This window comes from Agathobaculum sp. NTUH-O15-33 (assembly GCF_033193315.1).
GTDB lineage: Bacteria > Bacillota > Clostridia > Oscillospirales > Butyricicoccaceae > Agathobaculum > Agathobaculum faecihominis_A.
On sequence record NZ_CP136187.1, the window covers coordinates 521,506 to 543,284 of the forward strand.

Here is a 21,779-nt window from a genome sequence, read left to right on the forward strand (position 1 = left end):
ACTGAATGTCCCTGCCTCTTTTATTTTTCCACATATTCGATCAGATCGTCGACCCGGCATTCCAGTACGTAGCAAATGCGGGCCAAAATGTCCAGATCAAGCTTCTCCACATGGTTTTCACACCAGCGGTCGATCACCTCAAAGCGGGTATGGGCATTGCGGGCCAGCGCATTGCGGGACAGCCCGCTCGCTTCGAGCATTTCACTTAACTTTAGATGAATATGGCCGTAATCATTGATTTGGAATACGGTTTTTTGCTCATTCATGGAAAGACACCACCCCTCTCTGTGTTTATCGTATAGGTAGTTGGTCACCTTTTCTATACGCCTGATAAAACGGAATTGACAAGATGAATAAAAACAGTTACTATATATATACAGTGGAGGGTCGATAAATGGCGAAAAAGTGCTTTATTTGCGGTGAAATGACGATTAAAAAGGTGGAAAATAAAGAGGTTGAGAAAATATTGGCGCATTTGATTGTAGCGGAAAATGTGAAAGAATTTTACATGATTTCCACCGGCGCATTTGCCGCCGCGGTCGCGGATGCGATCAAGCAAATGCAAAGTATTGTTTCCGGCGTGCGTTTGCATGAAAACGCCAAAGCGTCGGAGCGCGCCGACGTGGTGCTGTGCCCCTATACGGAGGAGGAAGCCGCGCGCGACCAAACCATAGCCGCGCTGTTAAAGGCTCCCGCACCGCCGCGTCTGATCTGCCTTGGTCAATAACATACGGAAAAAATGGGCTCATGGCCCGTTTTTTTTATGCGCGCCCTTTGCCAGAACCGGTCCCCAAGGTGTATAATAAACACATGTTTCATTCAAGTGGCGCGCACCGGGGCGCGCATACGGCGCATGGCCGCCGGCCCGGATCGGAAAAGAAAACGTTGCGTTTGCCTTGCCGCTATGCGGCCCTGCTGAACATCCCGCTGGCGCTGGCGCTGTCCGTCGTTATTTGGCTGCTGGTGCTGCAAGCGGCGCCTGTAATCCCGCTTACGTTTTTTACAACGCCGCTGCTCGGTCTGCTCAACTGGCTGCCGGTCATATTGGTGCTTGGCGCGTGCGCGTTTTTGTTCGGTAATGTGTTTTCGGCCGCCGCGGTCACGCTGTTTGTTTTCGGCCTTGTGAATTTTGCCAACAGCATGAAGATCGACGCGCGGGACGATCCGCTTGTTTTGCAGGACCTTACCATGGTGCGCGAGGCGGTGCAGGCGGCGGGCGGTTATGATCTAACGGTGGACTGGAAGGCCGTCGGCCTATGCCTGTTTGCTCTGGCGGCGCTCATCGTGTGCGCTGCGCTGTTTCGCACGCGTCCCGTGCGCTTGCCGCGCGCGGGCAGGGTCGTCGGTCGTCTGGCGGGCTGCTTTGCGCTTCTCGGCACGCTGGTGGCGCTGACGCCCACCGTTTATACCTCCGCGGATATCTTCGCGGGCTTTCCGGTCACCAACCGATTTAATATGACCACGGTGTACGAGCAGGCGGGGTTCAACTATAGTTTTCTGCATACGGCGACCGCTTATTCGGTGCAAAAGCCAAAGGGCTTCGATAAAGCCGCGACCGAGCAAGCGATCGCGCAGACAAAAACGGCGGCGGCCGATCCCGAGCGGGTGCACGTGATCTTCGTCATGAGTGAAGCGTTTTGCGATATCACCAATCACGACGCGTTCGATTGGTCGCCGGAAAACGATCCCTTGCGGAATTTCAATGCCTTAAAGCAGTCTGAACACGCGATCAGCGGCAGGCTGATCGTGCCGAACTACGGCGGCGGCACGGCCAACACCGAATTCGACGTGCTCACCGGCATGCAGACCGCGCTGCTCAGCGAGACCGGCATTTCTTCCTTCCGCGCGCTGCACAAAAATGTCGGTTCTATCTTCCGTACTGCGGCGGACAGCGGCTGGCAAACGCAGTTTATCCACCCCGGCAAGGCGTGGTTCTACAACCGGCAAAACATTTACCGCTATCTGGGCGCGCAGGAGATCGTGTTTGAGGAGGCGTTCGCGGACGCCGCCCAGCGCGGCGGCTATGTATCGGACGCCGCGCTTACCGATTATATGATCGCGGACTTTGAAAAGCATAAGCAGGATGAAGCGCCGCTTTTCAGCTATGTAACGACCATTCAGAACCACATGGCCTATACGGAAAGCAAATACGGCAAGGCGGTCGATTTGCCGCAGCTTGAGCTCAAGCGCGAGATATCGGAGGAGGCAAAGACCATGCTGACCGTCTATACCTCCGGCGTGCGGGACGCGGACGCCATGCTGGGCCGTTTGACCGATTATTATGAGCAGCAGGAAGAGCCCGTGCTGCTGCTGTTCTACGGCGACCATCTGCCCAGTCTGGGCGAGGACTATATGTGCTATCGCGCGCTCGGCATGGATATGGACGCCGGCCCGGACGAGCAAAGCTCGCTGGACGCCTATGCCCCTCCATACCTGCTGTGGGCAAACAGCGCGGGCGCGCAGGCGCTTGATTTTGCAACGCTGGCCGACCGCATCGGCCTGCGGCCGAACGGAGACCTGAGCGCCAGCTTTTTGGGCGAAGCGGTGCTGCGCGCGGTCGGCTTGGGCACGGACGAACCGTTTTTCAGCTTTGTGGACGAGGTGCGGCGCGCGCTGCCCGTCGTGCAGCGCGGCGCGGCGATCGACGCCGCGGGCGTTTACCACGAACAGACCCCGGCGGAACAGGCCGCGCTGGTGCGGGAATATCAGGATCGGATATATTACCGGATGAAGTATGAGACCGTAGAGGAGCCATAAAACAAACCGGCTCACCGCGCCTAGCAAGGCATGCGGTGAGCCGGTTTGTTTTATTTTTGTGGCGGCGGTGTATCTTTGATCGCAAACAGAAAGCGGAGCGCTCGAAACCGTTTACACAGCGCATAGAGCAACGTGCTTAAAACGATGCTGCCCGATAAAATGAGCGCATATTGCAGGCCGCCCGGTCGGTCGGTCTGCAAGCAGTAAAAGCCAATGCAGACGATAATGGATTGGTGAAACAGATAAAAAGGAAAAGACGATGCGGACAAGCGCTGGGTCCATTTGTTTTGAAAATTCAGGTGGCGGCGCCCCATGCCAAGGATGGCCAAAATGCAGATCCATGAAGTGAAGAGCATGATGGCCCGGCTGCCTATGCCGCTCTTGAGGGAAACACGGTTCACCACGGTATAGGCGGTAAGCAAAGCCCCGGCCGACAGGAGAGCCAACCGGTACCGGCCGGTAAAAGCCTGTACCGGCTCTTCCGCCAATACGAAATAGCCCAATAAAAACAGAACCAGATATTCCCCAAGGCTTTTGCCGCCGATATCGAGCAGGTAGGAAAACGGCAATATCATGCAGCACAAGGGGAGGACCAGAGCCGCTGGTGTGTCATGCCAGCCGATCCGCCGTTTATGCGCGAGCCGAATGAGCGGCAGCGCGATCAGCGATATCAGAAATAAGTAGGAGATAAACCAAAGCTGCCCGGTGGTAAAGCCGCCGGTGTAGCCGGTTAGATCGGTTGGTTTGGTAAAGAACAGCAGGTATTGGCCGAAGTAGCCGCCCGTGTAGGCGTTATGAAAAACCTCTGCAAAGTAGGTTTGCATGGGCACCAGAAGCAACGTGCCGGAGATCAGGGGCACGAAGAGCTTGGCAAACCGTTCCCGGATGTACGCCCCGGTGCTGCGCTTTTGCAGGGCGTACCGGGTGCTGATGCCGGCCACCACAAACAGCAGCGGCATGAACCACGGCGTACAGGCCAGCACAAAAACGGTCGCGGCCCGCATTTCCGCGCCCTTCACATAAAAGGGCTGGACACCGTCGAATATCCGGGCGGTGTGGTATGGAAAAAGCAGCAGCACGGTAAGCCAGCGCACATTGTCGATAAAGTGTTTTCTCAAAGATTACCCTCCTGTATAAATGAATAATTCATTCATATAATACGCGTTCGCGGCGCCAATGTCAATACCGGCGTAGAAAAGAACCGGCACAGCCATCAGGCTGTGCCGGTCGTGCATACGTTTTGCGGCAAGATCAGTTTTTAAGCAAGGCGCGGTAGGCGTCCTCGTCCTTTGGCGCGCCGACAACGGAAAGGGAAGCGCGGGAGAAGTCGAACACCTCGCGGGCCAGCTCCAGCACGCCCTCGGTGGTCACCTCATCATACCGTGCGAGCACCTGCTCGATCTTGGCGACCTCGCCGCGCATGGTCTCGCTTCTGCCGATGGTCATCATGCGCGTGCCGGTGTTTTCAAGTCCCATCAGCAGCGTGGTCTTGACTTGCTCGCGGCAGCGGGCCAGCTCGTCCTGCGCGGGGCCGGACTGGCAGAACTCGCGTATTTCGCGGCAAATCAGCTCAAGCGCCTGCTGCTCGGTCTCCGCGCCCAACCCGACGTAGACGGACTGAATGCCGGTATCCAGATGCGCGGTGCCGAAGGTATAGATCGAGTAGCACAGGCCGTTTTGCTCGCGCACGGTCTGGAACAGGCGGGAGGACATGCCGCCGCCGAGAATGGAGGAAAGCAGGTTCATCTCAAACCGGCGCTCATCCAGAAGGGACACGCCGGGGAAGGTTAGGCACAGGTGGTTCTGCTCGATATCCTTTTCGCGCAGCACAATGCTGGGGTGATAAAGGGCGGGGGTCACCTCGTTGCGGCCTTCGCCGGGCATGGCGGAAAAAAGCTCGGCAATGTAATCGATATCCTCGTCCGAAAAGCTGCCGGAAATCGCGATGACCGTGTCCGCCGGCCGGTAATACTCGTGCAGGTAGGCGTGCATGGCGGCCGAATCGATGTGCGAGAGCGTTTCCGCCGTGCCGAGGATGGGGCGGCCGAGCGAGGAACCGGCATAGCAGGTCTCGAACAGCTTTTCAATGGCGACGTCCTCGGGCGAGTCCTCGTACATATCGATCTCTTCTAAAACAACGCCGCGTTCCAGCTCGAGATCGCTCTGCGCAAACAGCGAGTTCATGAACATATCGGCCAGCAGCGAAGCGGCGGTTTTGAGGCGGCTGTCCAGCACCTTCATATAGTAGCAGGTGCACTCCTTATCGGTAAAGGCGTTTGCCTGACCGCCCAGCGCGTCCATCGCGATGGCGATGTGGCGGGCCGAGCGCTTTTTTGTGCCCTTGAAGATCATATGCTCGATAAAATGCGAAACGCCGCCGAGCGGCGCGGGCTCATACCGGCTGCCGTTTTTGACCCAAATGCCGATGGAAGCGGTCCGTACGGTATTGATCCGCTCCATGATCAGGCGCACGCCGTTTGGTAAAACTTTTTTTCGTACATTTCAAACCTCTAAAAAGATCGATCGGAGCCTGAGCCCCGATCGGATCATGATAAATTCTTACGCTGCAGCGTGCTTAATAGTAGACCTTGTTGCCGTTATCGTCCAGCCGGTAGCGGTCGCCGTCGATATCGATATAGTCTCCGGTCTCGGGGTCGTAGGTAGCGCCCTCCTCCGCGAGGGAGGCCGGATCGACCTCGTCGCTGTTGCCGCCGCCGTTCGTCGAAGCCGGGGCGGTCGGCTCGGTATCAAAATCAACGCCGCCCATGGGGCCGGTATTGGTATCGTCGCCCGCGCCGGTCTGCGGCGTGTGGGCGGACGAGGTGTCGCCGGGGAATACATCGTCATAGATAAACTTTTGGATATGATCGGCCGCCACGTCGAGGTCGAACAGGATATACTCGCCCGATGAACCGGCGTATTCCCATTCGCCGTCCAGCGGAAGCCGGGTATGGGACAGCGCGGGCATACCGTTTTTGACCGCGCCGACGATCAGCGGCGCGATCTTGCTCACCGAGAGCGAGGTGGTGACGTTCGGCATCAGCTTTTGCATCAAGCCCAGCAGCTTGCTGGCGTTCAGGTTCTGCACCTCGTCGAACAGGGCCGAGAGAACGACGCTTTGCCGCTCCACGCGGCCCCAGTCGTCGCCCGTGCCGCCCTTGCGGATGCGGCTGTAACAAAGCGCTTGCACGCCGTCCAGCTTCTGCTCGCCTGCGGCGGCGACGGGCTCAAAGGTCTTGCCCTGCTCGATACCGTAGTCGCGGATGACGCGGTTAAGTTCCGTGAGCTCGTTGTCCTTCACGTTGACGGTCACGCCTTCCAGCGCGTCGATGATGGTGACGAGCTGTTCAAAATCGACCGCGATATAATCGCTGATATCGGTGCCGAAATTTTCGTTCAGCGTGCGGATGGCAAGCGAGGGGCCGCCCTCAAAATAGGCGGCGTTGAGCTTTTGGCTGCCGTGGCCGTCGATGGGGACGAGGCTGTCCCGCATCAGGCTGATCAGCTTGATCTTGCCGCGCGTGTTGTCCACCGTGACAATCATGACGCAGTCCGAATGGGACTGTGTGTCCCCTTCGCGGGTATCCAGTCCAAACAGGGCGATATTCGTGATGTTCTCATCCGCCTGCACGCCCGCGGCCAGATCCTGCCCGAAGAGGGAGGAATCGTAATTGTAGCCGAAGAAGGTGCGGTAGGCATAAAGCCCGATGCAGATTAGGATCGCGAGAATGACGACGACGGAGAGCACGCGCACAAGCGTGCGCTGCAAGCGTTTGACAGACATGTTTTATCAGTCCCGGAAGCCTTGCGCGAGAATCTGCTCGGTCAGTTGCAGCACGCGCAGGGTATTCGTATAGTTGACCTTGCCGACCGGCATGCCGGCGGTCACGGTGATGATATCGCTAGCCTTGCAGCCGCAGGCCTTGACGGCCGCATGGGCGGAAAGCTCGAACAGCTGGGTGCCGGAAGAAGGCCGCTGAGGAACCAGAATCGGGATGACGCCCCAGCTCATCGTCAGGCGGTGGAACGTTTTCTCGCTCGGCGTTGCGCCGACGATCGGCGCGCCCGGACGGTAGGTGGAAACGGCGCGCGCGGTCGAGCCGGACTCCGTAAAGGCGACGATGCACTTCGCGCCCAGATCGTGCGAGGTGGAGCAGGTCGCGTGCGCGATGGCGTTGGTCTTGTCATCGCCCGAAACGTCCATGTTCTGGAATTCAAGGCGGGTGGTGCGGCGGCGGTCGTAATGAATGGTGCGCTCCGCGTTCTCCGCGATCATGCTCATCGTGCGAACGGTCTCGACCGGATATTTGCCGACCGAGGTCTCGCCCGAAAGCATGATGGCCGAGGTGCCGTCGTAAACGGCGTTGGCAACGTCGGATACCTCCGCGCGGGTCGGGCGCGGGTTTTTAGCCATGCTTTCAAGCATCTGCGTGGCCGTGACGACGCGCTTGCCGCGCGAAATGCAGGTCTTGATCAGGCACTTCTGGATTTCGGGCAGTTCCTCAAAGGGAACCTCCACGCCCAGATCGCCGCGGGCGACCATGACGCCGTTGGCTTCGTCCAAAATCTCCTGTACGTTGCGCACGCCTTCCATGTTTTCGATCTTGGCGATAATCTCAACGTCCTCTTTTCCACAGGCCTTGAGGATGCCCTTGATATCGCGCACATCCTGCGCGGTGCGGCAGAAGGAGGCGGCGATAAAGTCAATATCCTGCGACAGGCCGAATTCGATATCGGACTTGTCCTTTTCGGAGAGGTAGGGCATGTTCAGCTTGATGCCCGGCACGTTGACCGACTTGCGGTTGGAAAGCGGGCCGTTGTTCAGCGCGCGGCACACGATATCGGTGCCGTTCTTTACCTCGGTCACGTCGAACGCGACAAGGCCGTCGTCGATCAGCAGACGGGTGCCGACCTTGACGTCCATCGGCAGGCCGGTATAGGTGATGGAAACGATGGACTCGTCCCCTTCGACGTCGCGGGTGGTAAGGGTGAACGCCTGTCCCTCTTGAATGTCGATACGGTCGTTTTGAAAAGTCTTGATGCGGATCTCCGGGCCCTTGGTATCCAGCATGATGCCGACCGGCACGCCGAGCGCGCGGCGGGTCTCCTTGATCGCATCCATACGTGCCTTGTGTTCCTCATGGTTGCCGTGGCTGAAATTCAGGCGCGCCACATTCATACCGGCCTTCATCAGTTCGGCCAGCACGGGGCCCTCTGTCGCCGGGCCAAGCGTGCAGATGATCTTAGTTTTACGCATCGTTTCCGTTTCCCTCTCTCTTAAACGATTTTCATCACTCTGATAACTTTTTAACGCATCTATTTTAACAGTTTTCGCGGCCTAATGCAATCTTCCGCGCGGCGTCGGGTTCAATTTCATGCTTTTCTACAAAAAACGGCGGACAGGTATCAAACATCTTGTGTTTTCTGATACGGTTTAGTATAATAAATGAAGCAAGAACCGCCGGATATTTACGGCTTGTTCACATTTTGCGGAGAAACAGGGGAAATTATTTATGGCAAAGCCTATTTTGGTAATTATGGCCGCCGGGATGGGATCCCGTTACGGCGGTCTCAAGCAGATCGATCCGGTCGGCCCGGATGGGCAGATCATTCTGGATTATACGCTTTACGACGCGTTCCGCGCCGGGTTCCGGCGCGCGGTGTTCATCATTCGCCCCGAATTGAAAAAGGCGTTCGAGAACGCCATCGGACGGCGCGCGCGAAAGCTGATGCAGATCGATTACGCCTACCAAACGCTGGACCGCCTGCCCGCGGGCCTTACGGCGCCCGAGGGGCGTGAAAAGCCGCTCGGCACGGCGCACGCCGTATGGTGCGCGAAGGACCTGTTTGCGGGCGCGCCGGTCGCGGTCGTCAACGCGGATGATTTTTACGGGGCGGACGCATTCCAAAAGGTATATGCCTATCTGGAAAGCGCGCGGGACGACGGCGTGGGCCGCTACTGCATGGTGGGCTACCGCGTGGAAAACACGCTGACCGAAAACGGTACGGTATCGCGCGGCGTGTGCACGACCGATGCAAACAGCATGCTAACCGATATCGTGGAGCGCACCGCCATCAAGCGGGACGCGGACGGCGTGATCCGCTGCGCGCCGGACGGCGACTTGCCCGAGACCGCGCTGCCCGAAGGCACGCTGATCTCGCTGAACCTGTGGGGCTTCACCCCTTCGTTCGCGGAGGAGCTGGACGCGGGCCTTCGCCGCTTTTTCGCCGAACGGCTGCCCGCAAACCCGATGAAGGGCGAATATTACCTGCCCTTCGCGGTGGACGAGCTGCTGCGCGCGGGCAAAGCGACCGCCAAGGTGCTTTCCACCGTGGCGCGCTGGTACGGCGTGACGTATCGGGAGGACAAGCCCATTGTAGAGGAGGCCATCCGCCGCATGACCGCCGAAGGGCTGTACCCCGAAAAGGCTGAAAATTAAGGAGCAACGAAAATGGATTTTTCCACGGAGTTTATCGCCCTGCGCGACCGCCTGCGAGCGGGACAGGATGCTAAGTTTGAAAGCACCGAAAACATGTCGCTTTTGGGCCGTATGGCCGCGCTGTACAGCACGTTCAGCCTGAAGGAAGAGCGCAAAATCCTCGGCATCATGCCGACCGGCGGCACCAGCCACGCGCACGAGTACCGCGCGCTGTTCGCCGCGCCCACCCTTGACGAAACGGGCCTGAACGATTGGTGGGAATACGCCAAACAACTGGAAAACGATTTGGTGGAGGCCGATCTGTCGCATGAGTTTTCCATCATTTCGCTCATTTTAGTCGCGGAGCAGCTCGACCGGACGGTGCAGAAAAAGCTGAAACGACTGGGGCAGGAGCGGCATTACGATAAACCGCAAAACGGCTGGAGCACCATCCGCTTCGCCGTGGTCGAGCTTCCGGCGCGTAAGATCCATACCAACCGCATGGGCGAACCGCTCAAGAACATCCTGAAGCCCTTGCTGTAAAAAACGCAAAAAAAGCTTGAAAAAGCATCATATCTGTGATATAGTACCATATACGCACGGATATGCGCGCTCCTTTTGCGGGCGCGGTACGGATATTTTGGAGGAATGGAAAACATGACTACCGCACAAATCGCTTTATCTATCGTTATGATCGTAGCGAGCCTGTTTCTGATCATCGTCGTGCTGCTCCAGAGCGGCGCATCGCAGGGCATCGGCGCTGTTTCGGGCGGCGCGGAAACCTTTTTCGGCGCCGGTAAGGCCAGCGCCGCGGATAAGATTCTTGCCCGTTTGACCACTGCCATGGGCGTGGTATTCGTTGTCGTCGCCCTCGTGCTCAATCTGCTGCACTGATGCAGACGGCGCAGAGACTGCTGCTGGTCGCCTTTATCCTGTTGGCCGCGTTTACCGCGTTGCAGCAGGTGCAATACGGCATGATCTGCGGCAGAAGCGAAGAGGATGACCAGCAGGAGGACCCTAAGGCCAAGGCCTGCCAGAAGCGCGCGCTGATCTCCGCGATCGGCGCGGCCGCCAGTTTGGCCGCTTGCATCCTCATCGGCGTACTGACGAAAAGATGAAAAACAACAGAACCCCGTTACAGTGTAACGGGGTTCTGTTGTTTTTTGCACTTGTTTTAGAATTAGCGAGCACACGCATATACAAAATGTATTATTTCGCTATTTCATTACATTTTGAAGAACCGGCAGCACACCCTCCCACTCCTGTTGGTGCAAGCAGCAAAACAACTCGCGCGGAATAGAGACTGCGCCGCCGCCGGGGGCGCGGGCGGGAAGCGGCGGCGCGCTTTCCTCGTGCGCGAGGGCAAACGCCGAAAGCGGGGCAAACACAAGGGCGGACACCTCGGGCCCGGGGGCGAAGGGGGGCAGACCGTCCATGCGGCATAGAAAGGCGTAGGCCAATTCATCGTCAAAACCGCCGCCCTCGCCGCGGTCGTACTGCTGGCGGTAAGCGCCGGCGGGGACCAGTGCGTCCGGCGCAAGGCGCAGACCGGCTTCCTCCCGCGCTTCGCGCAGGATCGCTGTTTCCGGCGTTTCGCCGGGATCGATATGGCCGGTGGCGGTCAAATCATAATGGCCGGGGTAGAGCGGCCGGTCGTCCGCGCGCCGTTGCAGCCACAGGCCGGGCTCGCCCTCGTATACGCCGCACACCCACAGGTGGCATACATGGTGGAAAAGGCCCTGCGCGTGCACCTCGGCGCGGGGTCTTTCGCCGCAGGCAAGGCCCGTTCCGTCGTACACGGTCAGCAGTTCGGCGCCGTCGGGAACGGCGAGCAAGGCCTCTTTTTGCGGCCGGGTCAGCTTTTTCAGCTGCGCTTCGCGCCGCATGGCTTCGCCCTGCGTTGCGAACAGTTCGCTGTAGGCGAGCCGCACCGGCCCACGGCCGCGCGTGTATTTGGCGCCTTGGCCGCTGTTGTGCGCCGCGAGGCGGTGTGTCAAATCATTGGTCCAACCGCAGTACAGGGTATCGTCCGCACAGCGGAGCATATAGGCGTATGCGCGCATACAGCACTTCCTTTCCGATCTTTGGGCAGGCGAAAGCCGCCGCAAAGCCATTCTTTGCGGCGGCTTTATTTTCGTTATTCCGCGTCTGATTCGGCGGCGGCTTCCTCTGCCTTCTTTTTCTTATCATAGATACGCTTGGTGATCAGATAGCCGATGCCGGCGCAGACCAGCGCGACCATGGTCGAACTGGGCATCTTGGTAGAGCCGGTCAGCTTATTCATAATCACGCCGTACAGACCGGTCAGAATATAGCCGGCCGCGATACCGAGCGCGACGCCGTGAAAGCACATGCGCGGCAAGCCGAAAACACGATCCTCATGCGGCGTTTCGATCTCTTCCTCGGCCTCCTCCGGCGTGAGAACGAGATCGGCTTCGGCGTTTTCCGCCTCATCCGCTTCGAGAACGGTCTCGTCCTGCGTGGGCTCGGCGGAAGTTTCGTCTAGATCCGTCATGGATTCTTTGTTTTCGCTCATGGGGCACATCCTCTCGTTTGTTTGGTTACTGGACGGCGCTTTGCGTCGGAATAATGATCGCCGCGATGATATATACGACGATACCGGAGAAACCGAGTGCGCAGAGCAACACCCAAGCGAGGCGGACGAGCGTGGGGTCGATCTCGAAATAATCCGCGATACCGCCGCACACGCCGCACAGCATGCGGCTGGTCTCACTGCGATACAGTCTCTTGTTTTTCATAGCAAAGGCTCCTTTTCTCTTATCATACGGGTTTTGGTTCAATTCGTCAAGAATAAACTTTGTTTTACGCGCCGGTTCGGCTTAAACCGTGCCGGCGGTCGTCAGTTCAATGGTGCCCGCGCCGACGCTCAGTTCAAGCTCGCGCGTGCCGTTTTTGGAGGCGCGGTGCGTGCCGAAGGGGCCGCCGCCGGCGAGTTCGGTTCCGTCAAGCGTCACGCTGCCCGCGGAAGCGGCGATCTCGTAGCCGTAATCCCCGGCGCTGCCCGCGAGCAGGACGGTGGCGCTGCCCGCGCCGCAGTCCAGTTCGAGTTTGTCGACGTCGAGCGCTTCTTTTACGGATAGGATCCCCATGCCGACCGCTATTTCAGCCTTGCGGGCGGCGAGCGGCGTTTCGATCTCAAGCGTGGCTGCGCCGATGGAAAATTCGATCTTATCGTAGGCCGCCTCCGGCAGCGTGATGACGACCTTGCCGTCGCCCGTGCGGCCGCGCACGGATAGCTCCCAGATGTCGCCGTTCATCAAGCTGTCCTGCACAACGCCGCCCGTTACCGCAAATTCATCGCCCTGTTGGATGCGGAACGCGCCCGCGCCAAAGGCAAATTCGAGCTCGCGGATGTCGGGATCGGGCAGGTAGGACAAATCATCCTTCATCTCGTCCGGCAGGTTGTCGAAATCGTCCAGCCCGTGGCGGTCGTCGAACCAGCCGGAGTGGTAGCTGCCGTCCGCCGCGTAGCCGCTTTCATAGTGCAGGCCGCGGCGAAACAGGTTGTGATCCGAGAATCGGTCCACCGCGTCCAGCGCGTCGCTGATGGAATCGGTGATCGGGTGGAGAGAGCCGTCATAATAGCTGCCGTAGAGCCTGCCGCCGGCGGCCGCGCCGCCGATCGCAAGGCCGCTGCCGATGAGCAGCAATACCAGACAGGCGATCATGAGCTTTTTCATTTTCTCATCGCTCCTCTCAGTTTATCGAACGGCCAGCGCAGGATCGCGACAAAGCCGCGGAAAATGGGCGGGATGAACAGGGTGCACAGCTTGATCATCAGCATCGTGACCAGTATGCCGATCGCGAGCACGGCAAGTCCGGCGCCGAGCGTCAGCACGGCGCTGGCCGGCGTCCACCATAAAAAGAATGAAACGCCGATAAAAGCTGCGCCGCAGACCAGCAAGACAAAAGGGATGACCGCGAAAATGATAAAAACCACAAGGACGATGCAGGCCAGTACCGCCAGCACGGAAACCAGAACGCCGCCGACAGCCGCCGCGAGCGGGATGCCGACCGGGATGGCGAGCAGCACCAGCAGGGCGAGCAGCCAAGGGTTGATGCCGCGCCAGCGGCGCTTGGGGCTGTTCGCGGCTTCGCCGGCGGCGGTGTACGAAGCGCCGCCCGCCTCCGCGCGATGCGGCGGCACGGTCAGTTCGCGGTAATCGTTTAGGATCTGCGCGGCCACATTTTCCGGCGCGCCCAAGCCCGCTATGGCTTCCCCTTCGTTTTCCGGCCCGGCGTCGTCAAAGTACTCCTCGTAGTAACGCAGGGCATTTGCGCGCTCTTCATCCGGCAGGCCGGAAAGAGCCCGCCGCAGCGCGGCCATATATTCGTTTCTGTTCATGATGCTTGCCCTCCGAAAAAGATGTGATCGATGCTGTTCCGGTAATTTTGCCAATCGATCCGGTGCTGGCGCAGTCTGGCGCGGCCGTGCTCGGTGATCCGATAGTAACGGCGGTTGCGCCCGGCGTACGCTTCGTCATAGGTAGTAAGGTAGCCGTCCTTCAGCAGACGGCGCAGCACGGGGTACAGGGTCGATTCCGAAATTTCGATCACCTGCTGTATCTCCTGCGTGATGCGGTAACCATAGGTGCTTTCCCGTTCTACCACGGAGAGCACGATTCCGTCCAGCAGGGAGGAGGCGATGGGGTATGACATAAATGCCACCTCGTTTCTGTGTTTATGTACAATATTATATGACGTATAATATAGTCTGTCAACAGGTATTTCAAAAATAAGTGGATAAAGCTAGAAAATTTCGTCAAATCGCTCTGCGTTTCACCGCGCTTTTTCATTGTATTTACGCCGCAAATAGCGTATAATGCTATCTGTATAGAAATATTTATCGCTGGGCGATCACCTTTCATAAAAGGAGAATCAATTCGTGAAATTAGCAGTTGTTTTCGGCGGTGTGTCGAGCGAGCACAGCATCTCGTGTCTTTCGGCGGCCTCTGTTTTGCGCAATCTGGATCAAAATAAATATGAAATTTTGGCGGTCGGCATCACGGAAGAGGGCCGCTGGTACCTATATCCCGACTATAATGTGGATAAAATCGAAAAGGGCCTCTGGCAGGAGGAGCCCGGTCTTGTTCCGGCCATCCTGTCCCCGGACCGGGCGGCGCACGGTCTTATTTTGCTGACGGACGGCGGGGTTCAAACCGTTCGGGTGGACTGCGTGTTCCCCGTGCTGCACGGCATCGGCGGCGAGGACGGCACGATACAGGGCCTGTTGGAGCTGGCCGCCATCCCCTATGTGGGCTGCGGCGTCGCGGCCTCGGCCAATTCGATGGATAAATCCATCACCAAGGTGCTGGTCGAAGCGGCACAGGTGCGGCAGGCGCGGTATTATCTGGCCCTTAAGCATGAATTCGCGGCGGACGCCGCAGGCGTTGCGCGCGCGGCGGCGGAGCGGATCGGGTCCTTCCCGGTGTTTGTCAAGCCCTGCTCGTCCGGCTCGTCGGTCGGCGTGGCCAAGGCGGCCGATATGCGGGAGCTGACCGAGGGATTGGAGGCCGCCTTTGGATATGATTCCAAGGTGCTGGTCGAAGAATTCATCAGCGGCCACGAGATCGAATGCGCGGTGCTCGGCAATCTGTCGCCGGTCGCCTCTACGGTGGGCGAGATCGCGCCCGCGCAGGAATTCTACACCTTTGACGCGAAATACGCCGATGAAGCCTCCAAACTGTTCATACCCGCGCGCATCACGGAGGAGCAGCTCGAAGAAACGCGGCAAAACGCGATCAAGGTCTATACGGCGCTCGGCTGCCGGGGGCTGTCGCGCGTCGATTTCTTCTGCACGTATGACGGCGGCGAGATCGTTTTCAACGAACTGAACGCCATTCCCGGCTTCACCTCGATCTCCATGTACCCCAAGCTGTTCGCCCACAGCAGCGTCGGCTATACCGAGCTGCTCGACCGTCTGGTCACGCTCGCGCTGGAGGAGCACCATGGATAACCGCGCCATCGGCGTGTTTGATTCCGGGCTGGGCGGCCTGACCGCGGTGCGCCGCCTGCACGAGATCATGCCGGAGGAAAGCATCATCTATTTCGGCGATACCGGCCGCGTGCCCTACGGTACGCGCGGCCGCAACACCATTATCAAATACACCCGGCAGGATATCCGCTTTTTGCTGGAATACGATTTGAAAGCCATCGTGGTGGCGTGCAACACGGCGTCCGCCGCGGCGCTGGACACGGTGCAGGGCGAATTTGACGTGCCGATTTTCGGCACGGTGGAACCCTCGTGCGAGAAAGCGCGGGCGGTGACGAAAAACGGCAGGATCGGCGTGATCGGCACGGCGGCGACCGTGCGCAGCGGCGTGTTTGAGCGAAGCCTGAAAAAGGCGGACGCCGCTTTAGACGTGCAAACGGTCGCCTGCCCGCTTTTCGTGCCGCTGGTGGAAAACGGGCGCGTGAAGCGCGGCGATGTCGTGATCGAGACGGTCGTGCGGGAATATTTGCAGCCGGTGCGGGAACGGGGCGTGGATACGCTGATTCTCGGCTGCACGCACTATCCGCTGCTGCACGAGGTGATCGCGGATTTTATGGGCCCCTCCGTCACTCTGGTCGATTCCGGCGCGGAAGCGGCGAACGCCCTGCGGCGCGCGGTCGCGCCCGCGTCCGGCGGCGCGGGGGAGACCCGCTATTTTGTTTCCGACGATCCCGCGGGCTTTGCCCAGCTCGCCAGCCTGTTTTTGCAGGAGGATGTGACGGGCTCCGCCGGGCTGGTCGATATTTCGGGATACTGACAACTTCTAAATCAGGAGTTAGGAATTAGGAATTTAAGGAAGTTTATATATGAAAAAGGATGTTTGGCTGTCGATCCTGTCCACCCAGCAGTTTGAAAACTGCGATGAGGAGCAGATCGATCTGGTCACCGCCGCGAAGCTTTACAGGCGCGGCGGAAAATACTATATTATTTATGAGGAGAGCGAACTGACCGGCCTGAACGGCACGCTGACCACCGTCAAGCTCGAAGGCAAGTCGGTCTCGCTCATCCGCACGGGCACCTATCCCTCCCGCATGCTGTTTGCGGAAAACCAGCGCCACGTCGGACTGTATCAAACCCCGATCGGCACCAGCATGACGATCGCGACCCACACCTCGCACGTACGCAACACCGTGGGGGAAAACGGCGGCGAGCTGATTCTCGACTACACGGTCGAGGTGGACAACAGCGTGATGGGCGAGCATCACTTTGAGATGACGGTCACATCGGAGCCGCTGGCGTAACGCCGGGCGGCGGTAAATAAAGAAAATTTGGAGAGTGAAACCATGAACGCATATGAATCCGCACGGGCCGAGGCAAGGCGCGTGGTCGAAGCCGCCTGCCGCAAGGCCGCCGAAGCCGGAACGCTTCCGGCGGGCGACCTGCCGCCCGTTACGGTCGAAACGCCGAAGGACGCCTCGAACGGCGACTGGGCCTGCACCTTTGCCATGCAGTGCGCAAAGCCGCTGCACATGGCCCCCCGCAAGATCGCGGAGGCGATACGCGACAATTTAGAGCTCGCGGACAGCTGCTTTGAAAAGGTCGAGATCGCGGGGCCGGGCTTTTTAAACTTTACCTTGGCGCAGAGCTGGTATGGCGACGCCGTGCGCGCGGTGAGCGAGCAGGGCGAGGATTATGGCCGCACGGCGGCCGCGCGGCCGGAAAAGGTGATGGTCGAATTCGTTTCGGCCAATCCCACCGGGCCGATGCACATGGGCAACGCCCGCGGCGGCGTGCTGGGCGACTGTCTGGCCGAGGTGCTCGACTGGGCGGGCAACGACGTGACGCGTGAATTCTATATCAACGACGCGGGCAATCAGGTGGACAAGTTCGCCCACTCAGTGGAAGGCCGCTATATACAAGAGGTGCGCGGGGAAGACGCGGTCGCGTTCGATCCTTCTTGGTATCAGGGCGACGATATCAAGGCGCTGGCCCACGATCTGGTTGAAAAATACGGCGACAGCCTGCTGGACAAGTCCCCCGAGGAGCGCTTTCAGATCATCGAGGGCTATGGCCTGCCGACCAACATCGCCCGCATGGAGCGAGACCTGAAGCGTTATAAGATCGATTACGACGTTTGGTTCCGCGAAAGCGAGCTGCATGGCTCCGGCTATGTCAAGGAGACCATTGACCTTTTGACAGAAAAGGGCGCGACTTACCGGACCGAGGACGGCGCGCTTTGGCTGCGTTCGACCGATTTTGGCTGCGATAAGGACGATGTGCTGTGCCGCGCGAACGGTTTCTACACCTACTTCGCGGCGGATATCGCCTACCACCGCAATAAGTTTGAAAAACGCGGCTTTGACCGCGTCATCAACATCTGGGGCGCGGATCACCACGGCCACGTCAAACGGCTGCAATGCGCGCTCGACGCGATCGGACTGGACGGGTCGAACCGCTTGGAGATTGTCCTGATGCAGCTGGTCCGCATGATGCAGGGCGGCGAGGTCGTCCGCATGTCCAAGCGCACCGGCAAGAGCCTGACGCTGACCGACCTGCTGGACGAGATCCCGGTGGACGCGGCGCGCTTTTTCTTCAATTCGCGCGCGGCCGAGACCCAGATGGAGTTCGACCTCGATCTGGCGGTGCGTCAGGATTCGGATAATCCGCTTTACTACGTGCAGTACGCGCACGCGCGCATCTGCTCGGTGCTGAAAAACGCCGCCGAAAGCGGCTTTGCGCTGCCCGACCCGCAGGCGGCCGACCTGTCCGTGCTGACAGGCGCGGACGAACGCGCGCTGATCAAGGTCATCGCGCTGCTGCCGGAGGAGATCGCGCAGGCAGCGGCTGCGCGCGATCCTTCCAGACTGAACAAATACGCGGTATCGCTCGCGCAGCAGTTCCATCATTTCTACAACGCCTGCCGCATCAAGGACGACGACAAGCGCGTGCGCGACGCGCGCCTGACGCTTTGCATGGCGGCCCGGCAGACCATCAAAAACGTTTTGCAGATCATTGGCGTAGAGGCCCCCGAGACAATGTAAGGGCGGGAAGGAAACAATTTCGTGAAAGCACTTGCCAAGAAACTGGCCGCGCTGGCGCTCTCCGCCGCGCTGCTGACCGCGCCGGCCGGCGCGGTGACCGCCGACGGACAGAGCGAAACGTGGTTTGACGGCGTTTGGGCGCTGATCAACAGCTTTGGTCTGAAAGCGGAGGACAACCCGTATATTTTACAAAACTATATCAACAAATACCTGACCGAGCACCCGGAAGAATTATACGATGTTTTAAACGACATCCTCTCGCTGATGGACACGCACTCCATGTATCTGTCCGCGGAGGAATATTCGCAGGGCTTTTCCTCGGTCGAAGGCTTTGTCGGCATCGGCGTCGGCATGGAGCAGACGGCGAACGGCGTGCGCATCGCCGAGGTCATGCGCTATTCGGCGGCGGAGGAAGCCGGCTTGCAGATCGGCGATATCATCGTCGAGGTGGACGGCGTGTCTGTTTTGGATACGCCCCTTGCCGACGTGGCGGAAAAGCTGCGCGGGCAGGAAGGCACGACGGTTTCAATCACCGTGCAGCGGCAGGGGCGCGGCGTGACCGTCACCTGCACCCGCCGCAAGATCAATGAGACCTATGTATCGAATAAAACGCTCGCGGAGGGCATCGAATATATTAAGGTGACCGCGATGGGGTCGGAAAACGACTGGAAGGCCTTTGAGGAGATCTGGAACGGCCTGCCCGACAAGGGCGCAAAGGCGGTCGTGCTGGATCTGCGGGGCAACGGCGGCGGCGTGATCGACGTCGCGATCCAAATGGCGAACGCCATGGTGCCGAATGCCGATGTGTATCTCGCCGGCGTACACTGGCGCGAGGACATGGGCGGCTTGACCCGGCATTATTCGACGGGCAGCCAAATCCGCATGGATAAGATCGTCGTGCTGGTAGACGGCGGCACCGCCTCGGCGGCCGAGCTGCTGGCGGGCAGCCTGAAGGAAACGTCGTCCGCCACGCTGGTCGGCACCAAAACCTACGGCAAGGGACAGGGCCAGTTCCATCTGGAACTGGTGAACGGAGATAAGCTCGTAATCACCACGCTCGATCTGGAACTGCCGAAAAGCGGCACTTATGAGGGCAAGGGCATCCAGCCCGACGTCACGGTCGAAAACGAGCAGGTCACGGTAAACGCGGCGGCGCTCAAGCCGCTCGATACCAAAACGCCGCTTTATTTCGGCGACAGCTCGGAAGGCGTGTACGCCATGACCGAACGGCTGCATTTGCTCGGCCTGCTCGGCGGCGCGCAGCAAGCGTTCGACGGCGACGTGCTCGACGCGGTGGCCGCTTTCCGGCAGACCTATGAGATGGCGCCCGCGCAGTATGCATCCCCCGAGATGCTGGATGCGCTGGATGGGGCGATGCGCTCGCTGGACGGTCAGACCTATGTGCTCGATTCACAGCTTCAGCTTGCGCTGGAAATGTGCCGCCTTGCGATCAAGTAAGCGCGGCGGCAAAATGATGAACGGTCCGCGCCGCGCGCGGAGAAAGGAAAACATGGATACCATTCCTTTGTGCCACAGTCTGCAAACCATATTGACCGGGGAGGATGAGCTGCCGCTTTACGCGGCGCGGCCCGCCGGTTTTGCGGCGGCGCTCGCGCCTGACGGGGCGAACTGTACCCGCTGGGCGGAACAGTTGAGCCCGCTGCCCGTGGGGCTGCCGCTGGTTTGCCCGCCCGCGCCCGACCCGGACGCGATCGAGCGGCCGGTGACCCTGCGCTATATCGAGGATTGCAAGCGGGCGTTTCGTCCGCTGCTGCATGATGACGCGGCGTTTTACTACGTTTGCGGCGCGGAGACCTTTGCCACGCTGCGCGCGGCCGTGCTGGCGCTGACTGATCTGACCGGCCGCACCGTGATTGCGGAACTGGAGGCGACGGGCGACGAGGGCCGCCTTGCGGACGGCACGGAGGTGCGCGCCGCGGTGGGTGTATTGCAGCGCATTGGCGTTACAACGGTCATTCTGCGGGCGGATCGGCCCGAAGCGCTTTCCGAAGCGCTGACGGAGACCGCGCCTTATGCGCGGCTGTCTCTGGGGGCGTGCGTGCGCGCCCAGTGGCTGCGGGATGGGCTGCGGCTGCCGAGCGTGGAGCTGCTCCTTCCCGTGCCGGGCGAAAGCGGAGAAGCGCTGCTTGCGCTGATCGGCGAGCCGCCCGCCGTGCCGCGCGACCATGATGATTTTATTATCGCGCCGGACGGCACGAACGCGCATTTTATCGATCCGACGATTGATATCTCGGACGAGATCGAATGCGGACACCGCTTGGGCGAAGCCCTGATTGAAGCAGAGGACGACGCGGGCGCTTTAAAGCTGGTGCTCGAAAGCGAGGAGGACGTCGTCGCGCTGGAGGAGCACCGCTATATGATATCGCGCCCGGTTTGCCTGTGCGCGGAATCGGCCGAGCTGCTGGAGCAGGGGCTGCGCGTCTACCCGGGGCTTGCCCTGTACGACGGCACATGGGAGCAGCCGGAAGAAGTTCTTCATTATTTGGAACATAAGTACGGGCTCATCCGTCTATAAATTTTGGCTATTGCGCGCCAAGACGGCGCAGGGAGGGAAACTGTTGGACTGGAAAGAGGTAACGATCTATACGACGACCGCGGGCATCGAACCGGTAGCGGATATGCTCCTGCAAAACGGGGTGGAAGGCTATGTGCTGGAAGATGCGGCGGATTTTCAGGATTTTCTCGCGGATACAGAGATATACTGGGACTATGTCGACGAGGATCTCATGCGCGAAAAATCCACGCAGGAGACTTGCCTCAAGATTTATCTGCCGCAGGATGAAGCCGGGGCGAAGCAGCTCGCGGCCATCCGCGCGGCGCTGGAAAACCTGAAAGCGCGGGACGAGGGCAGCGCTTGGGGGCGGCTGTGTTTCGATACCGCCGTCACCCGTCAGCAGGATTGGGAATGGGGCTGGAAGCAGTATTTCAAGCCCTTTCCGGTCGGCAAAAGTTTTTTGATCAAACCCTCGTGGGAAACGGTGGAGGATGCGGCGGGCCGCCGCATTCTGGAGATCGATCCCGCTTCTTCGTTCGGCACGGGCACGCATGATACCACGCAGCTTTGCATCGCGGCGCTGGAAGACACCGTGCGCCCGGGCGACGCCGTACTCGATATGGGCACGGGTTCGGGCATACTGGCAATCGCGGCGGCCATGCTGGGCGGCGAAGTGCGGGCCGTGGCCGATATCGACGCGAACTGTTTGAAGACCGCACAGGAAAACGCGGAGAAAAACCATGTTTCCATCGGGCAGGGCTTTTGCGGCGACGCGGCGCGCGACGCCGCGATGGCGGAAAAGCTCGGCACGGGCTATCAGGTGATCGTGGCCAACATCGTGGCCGATGTCATCATCGGCATGGCGCGGCTCTTTTGGGATAAGCTTTCGTCCGGCGGCACGCTCATTTGCTCGGGCATTTTAAACGAGCGCGCGGACGAGGTTTGCCAAAAATTGACGGAGACCGGCTTTGCGATCGTCCACGCCGCGCAAAGCGACGATTGGAGCGCGTTTACCGCCCGGAAAAACGCTGTTTGAACGAGTGCTTGCAAAATGGCCGAAGATTTGTTAGAATAGGAAAGGATTTGTGCGAAAC

General features: G+C 59.5%; 24 protein-coding genes. 13 read left to right on the plus strand and 11 right to left on the minus strand.

From position 1 onward, the window contains the following. Positions 1 to 20 precede the first annotated feature (20 nt). Positions 21 to 266, minus strand: a complete 246-nt coding sequence (locus tag RWV98_RS02620) for a helix-turn-helix domain-containing protein (RefSeq protein WP_280963066.1) — start codon at positions 264 to 266, stop codon at positions 21 to 23. Between the two features lie 128 nt (positions 267 to 394). Here RWV98_RS02620 and RWV98_RS02625 point away from each other — a divergent pair, with 128 nt between their 5' ends. Together RWV98_RS02625 and RWV98_RS02630 are read left to right on the plus strand one after the other, a co-directional pair. Further along, positions 395 to 727 carry a hypothetical protein gene (locus tag RWV98_RS02625; RefSeq protein ID WP_317863578.1) on the plus strand — a complete coding sequence of 111 codons (333 nt, stop codon included), beginning with the start codon at positions 395 to 397 and terminating at the stop codon, positions 725 to 727. An 83-nt stretch (positions 728 to 810) separates the two neighbouring features. Then, on the plus strand, positions 811 to 2,757 hold the full coding sequence (locus tag RWV98_RS02630; protein WP_317863580.1) for an LTA synthase family protein: 1,947 nt from the start codon (positions 811 to 813) through the stop codon (positions 2,755 to 2,757). Positions 2,758 to 2,807: 50 nt separating this feature from the next. Here RWV98_RS02630 and RWV98_RS02635 read toward each other — a convergent pair whose 3' ends face one another. The 4 genes from RWV98_RS02635 to pyk form a co-directional block, all read right to left on the minus strand. Next, the gene (locus tag RWV98_RS02635) at positions 2,808 to 3,875 is read right to left on the minus strand and encodes an acyltransferase family protein (protein ID WP_317863582.1); all 1,068 of its coding nucleotides are present in this window, start codon (positions 3,873 to 3,875) and stop codon (positions 2,808 to 2,810) included. Positions 3,876 to 4,008: 133 nt separating this feature from the next. Then, positions 4,009 to 5,217, minus strand: coding sequence for a M16 family metallopeptidase (locus RWV98_RS02640; RefSeq protein ID WP_317863584.1), 1,209 nt, complete (start codon positions 5,215 to 5,217; stop codon positions 4,009 to 4,011). A 115-nt stretch (positions 5,218 to 5,332) separates the two neighbouring features. Continuing rightward, on the minus strand, positions 5,333 to 6,541 hold the full coding sequence (locus RWV98_RS02645; protein WP_280963071.1) for an LCP family protein: 1,209 nt from the start codon (positions 6,539 to 6,541) through the stop codon (positions 5,333 to 5,335). 6 nt (positions 6,542 to 6,547) lie between these two features. Next, the gene (gene pyk / locus RWV98_RS02650; RefSeq protein WP_280963072.1) at positions 6,548 to 8,014 is read right to left on the minus strand and encodes a pyruvate kinase; all 1,467 of its coding nucleotides are present in this window, start codon (positions 8,012 to 8,014) and stop codon (positions 6,548 to 6,550) included. Positions 8,015 to 8,270: 256 nt separating this feature from the next. On the opposite strand from pyk, the gene RWV98_RS02655 reads away from it, so the two are divergent. The 4 genes from RWV98_RS02655 (at position 8,271) to RWV98_RS02670 (ending at position 10,294) form a co-directional block, all read left to right on the plus strand. Continuing rightward, positions 8,271 to 9,197 carry a sugar phosphate nucleotidyltransferase gene (locus RWV98_RS02655; protein WP_317863586.1) on the plus strand — a complete coding sequence of 309 codons (927 nt, stop codon included), beginning with the start codon at positions 8,271 to 8,273 and terminating at the stop codon, positions 9,195 to 9,197. A gap of 12 nt (positions 9,198 to 9,209) precedes the next feature. After that, positions 9,210 to 9,719, plus strand: a complete 510-nt coding sequence (locus RWV98_RS02660; protein WP_280963074.1) for a hypothetical protein — start codon at positions 9,210 to 9,212, stop codon at positions 9,717 to 9,719. 114 nt (positions 9,720 to 9,833) lie between these two features. Further along, positions 9,834 to 10,070: a preprotein translocase subunit SecG gene (secG, locus tag RWV98_RS02665; RefSeq protein WP_280963075.1), complete on the plus strand. Its 237-nt coding sequence runs from the start codon at positions 9,834 to 9,836 to the stop codon at positions 10,068 to 10,070. Next, a complete protein-coding gene (locus RWV98_RS02670; RefSeq protein ID WP_280963076.1) occupies positions 10,070 to 10,294 on the plus strand; it encodes a hypothetical protein in 225 nt (74 codons plus the stop codon). Before secG ends, RWV98_RS02670 begins: the two co-directional genes overlap by 1 nt. Before the next feature lie 99 nt (positions 10,295 to 10,393). Here the strand turns inward: RWV98_RS02670 and RWV98_RS02675 are convergent, their stop codons facing one another. From RWV98_RS02675 to RWV98_RS02700, 6 genes are all read right to left on the minus strand, one after another. After that, positions 10,394 to 11,239, minus strand: a complete 846-nt coding sequence (locus RWV98_RS02675) for a GIY-YIG nuclease family protein (protein WP_317863589.1) — start codon at positions 11,237 to 11,239, stop codon at positions 10,394 to 10,396. A 74-nt stretch (positions 11,240 to 11,313) separates the two neighbouring features. Then, complete coding sequence (locus tag RWV98_RS02680) at positions 11,314 to 11,712, minus strand: hypothetical protein (RefSeq protein ID WP_280963077.1); 399 nt, start codon at positions 11,710 to 11,712, stop codon at positions 11,314 to 11,316. A gap of 25 nt (positions 11,713 to 11,737) precedes the next feature. After that, positions 11,738 to 11,935 (minus strand): PspC domain-containing protein, encoded by a 198-nt coding sequence (locus RWV98_RS02685; protein WP_280963078.1) that lies wholly within the window; start codon positions 11,933 to 11,935, stop codon positions 11,738 to 11,740. Positions 11,936 to 12,016: 81 nt separating this feature from the next. Next, positions 12,017 to 12,877, minus strand: a complete 861-nt coding sequence (locus RWV98_RS02690; RefSeq protein ID WP_317863591.1) for a hypothetical protein — start codon at positions 12,875 to 12,877, stop codon at positions 12,017 to 12,019. Next, positions 12,874 to 13,542 carry a DUF1700 domain-containing protein gene (locus RWV98_RS02695; protein ID WP_317863593.1) on the minus strand — a complete coding sequence of 223 codons (669 nt, stop codon included), beginning with the start codon at positions 13,540 to 13,542 and terminating at the stop codon, positions 12,874 to 12,876. The genes RWV98_RS02690 and RWV98_RS02695 overlap by 4 nt, the downstream gene beginning before the upstream one ends. Further along, positions 13,539 to 13,856, minus strand: coding sequence for a PadR family transcriptional regulator (locus RWV98_RS02700; RefSeq protein ID WP_280963081.1), 318 nt, complete (start codon positions 13,854 to 13,856; stop codon positions 13,539 to 13,541). Before RWV98_RS02700 ends, RWV98_RS02695 begins: the two co-directional genes overlap by 4 nt. Positions 13,857 to 14,082: 226 nt before the next feature. Between RWV98_RS02700 and RWV98_RS02705 the strand changes: the two genes are divergently transcribed. From RWV98_RS02705 to prmA, 7 genes are read left to right on the plus strand one after another with little or no spacing between them, the layout of a single operon-like run. Next, positions 14,083 to 15,153, plus strand: coding sequence for a D-alanine--D-alanine ligase family protein (locus RWV98_RS02705; RefSeq protein WP_317863595.1), 1,071 nt, complete (start codon positions 14,083 to 14,085; stop codon positions 15,151 to 15,153). After that, complete coding sequence (gene murI, locus RWV98_RS02710) at positions 15,146 to 15,946, plus strand: glutamate racemase (RefSeq protein WP_317863596.1); 801 nt, start codon at positions 15,146 to 15,148, stop codon at positions 15,944 to 15,946. Before RWV98_RS02705 ends, murI begins: the two co-directional genes overlap by 8 nt. Positions 15,947 to 15,995: 49 nt before the next feature. Then, the gene (locus tag RWV98_RS02715) at positions 15,996 to 16,430 is read left to right on the plus strand and encodes a DUF1934 domain-containing protein (protein WP_280963084.1); all 435 of its coding nucleotides are present in this window, start codon (positions 15,996 to 15,998) and stop codon (positions 16,428 to 16,430) included. A 42-nt stretch (positions 16,431 to 16,472) separates the two neighbouring features. Beyond that, complete coding sequence (argS, locus tag RWV98_RS02720) at positions 16,473 to 18,170, plus strand: arginine--tRNA ligase (protein WP_317863597.1); 1,698 nt, start codon at positions 16,473 to 16,475, stop codon at positions 18,168 to 18,170. 21 nt (positions 18,171 to 18,191) lie between these two features. Then, positions 18,192 to 19,628 (plus strand): S41 family peptidase, encoded by a 1,437-nt coding sequence (locus RWV98_RS02725; RefSeq protein WP_317863599.1) that lies wholly within the window; start codon positions 18,192 to 18,194, stop codon positions 19,626 to 19,628. A 52-nt stretch (positions 19,629 to 19,680) separates the two neighbouring features. Further along, positions 19,681 to 20,706: a hypothetical protein gene (locus tag RWV98_RS02730; RefSeq protein ID WP_317863600.1), complete on the plus strand. Its 1,026-nt coding sequence runs from the start codon at positions 19,681 to 19,683 to the stop codon at positions 20,704 to 20,706. A gap of 43 nt (positions 20,707 to 20,749) precedes the next feature. Next, entirely contained in the window at positions 20,750 to 21,721 is a 972-nt protein-coding gene (gene prmA / locus RWV98_RS02735) for a 50S ribosomal protein L11 methyltransferase (protein ID WP_317863601.1), read from the plus strand. Positions 21,722 to 21,779 lie beyond the last annotated feature (58 nt).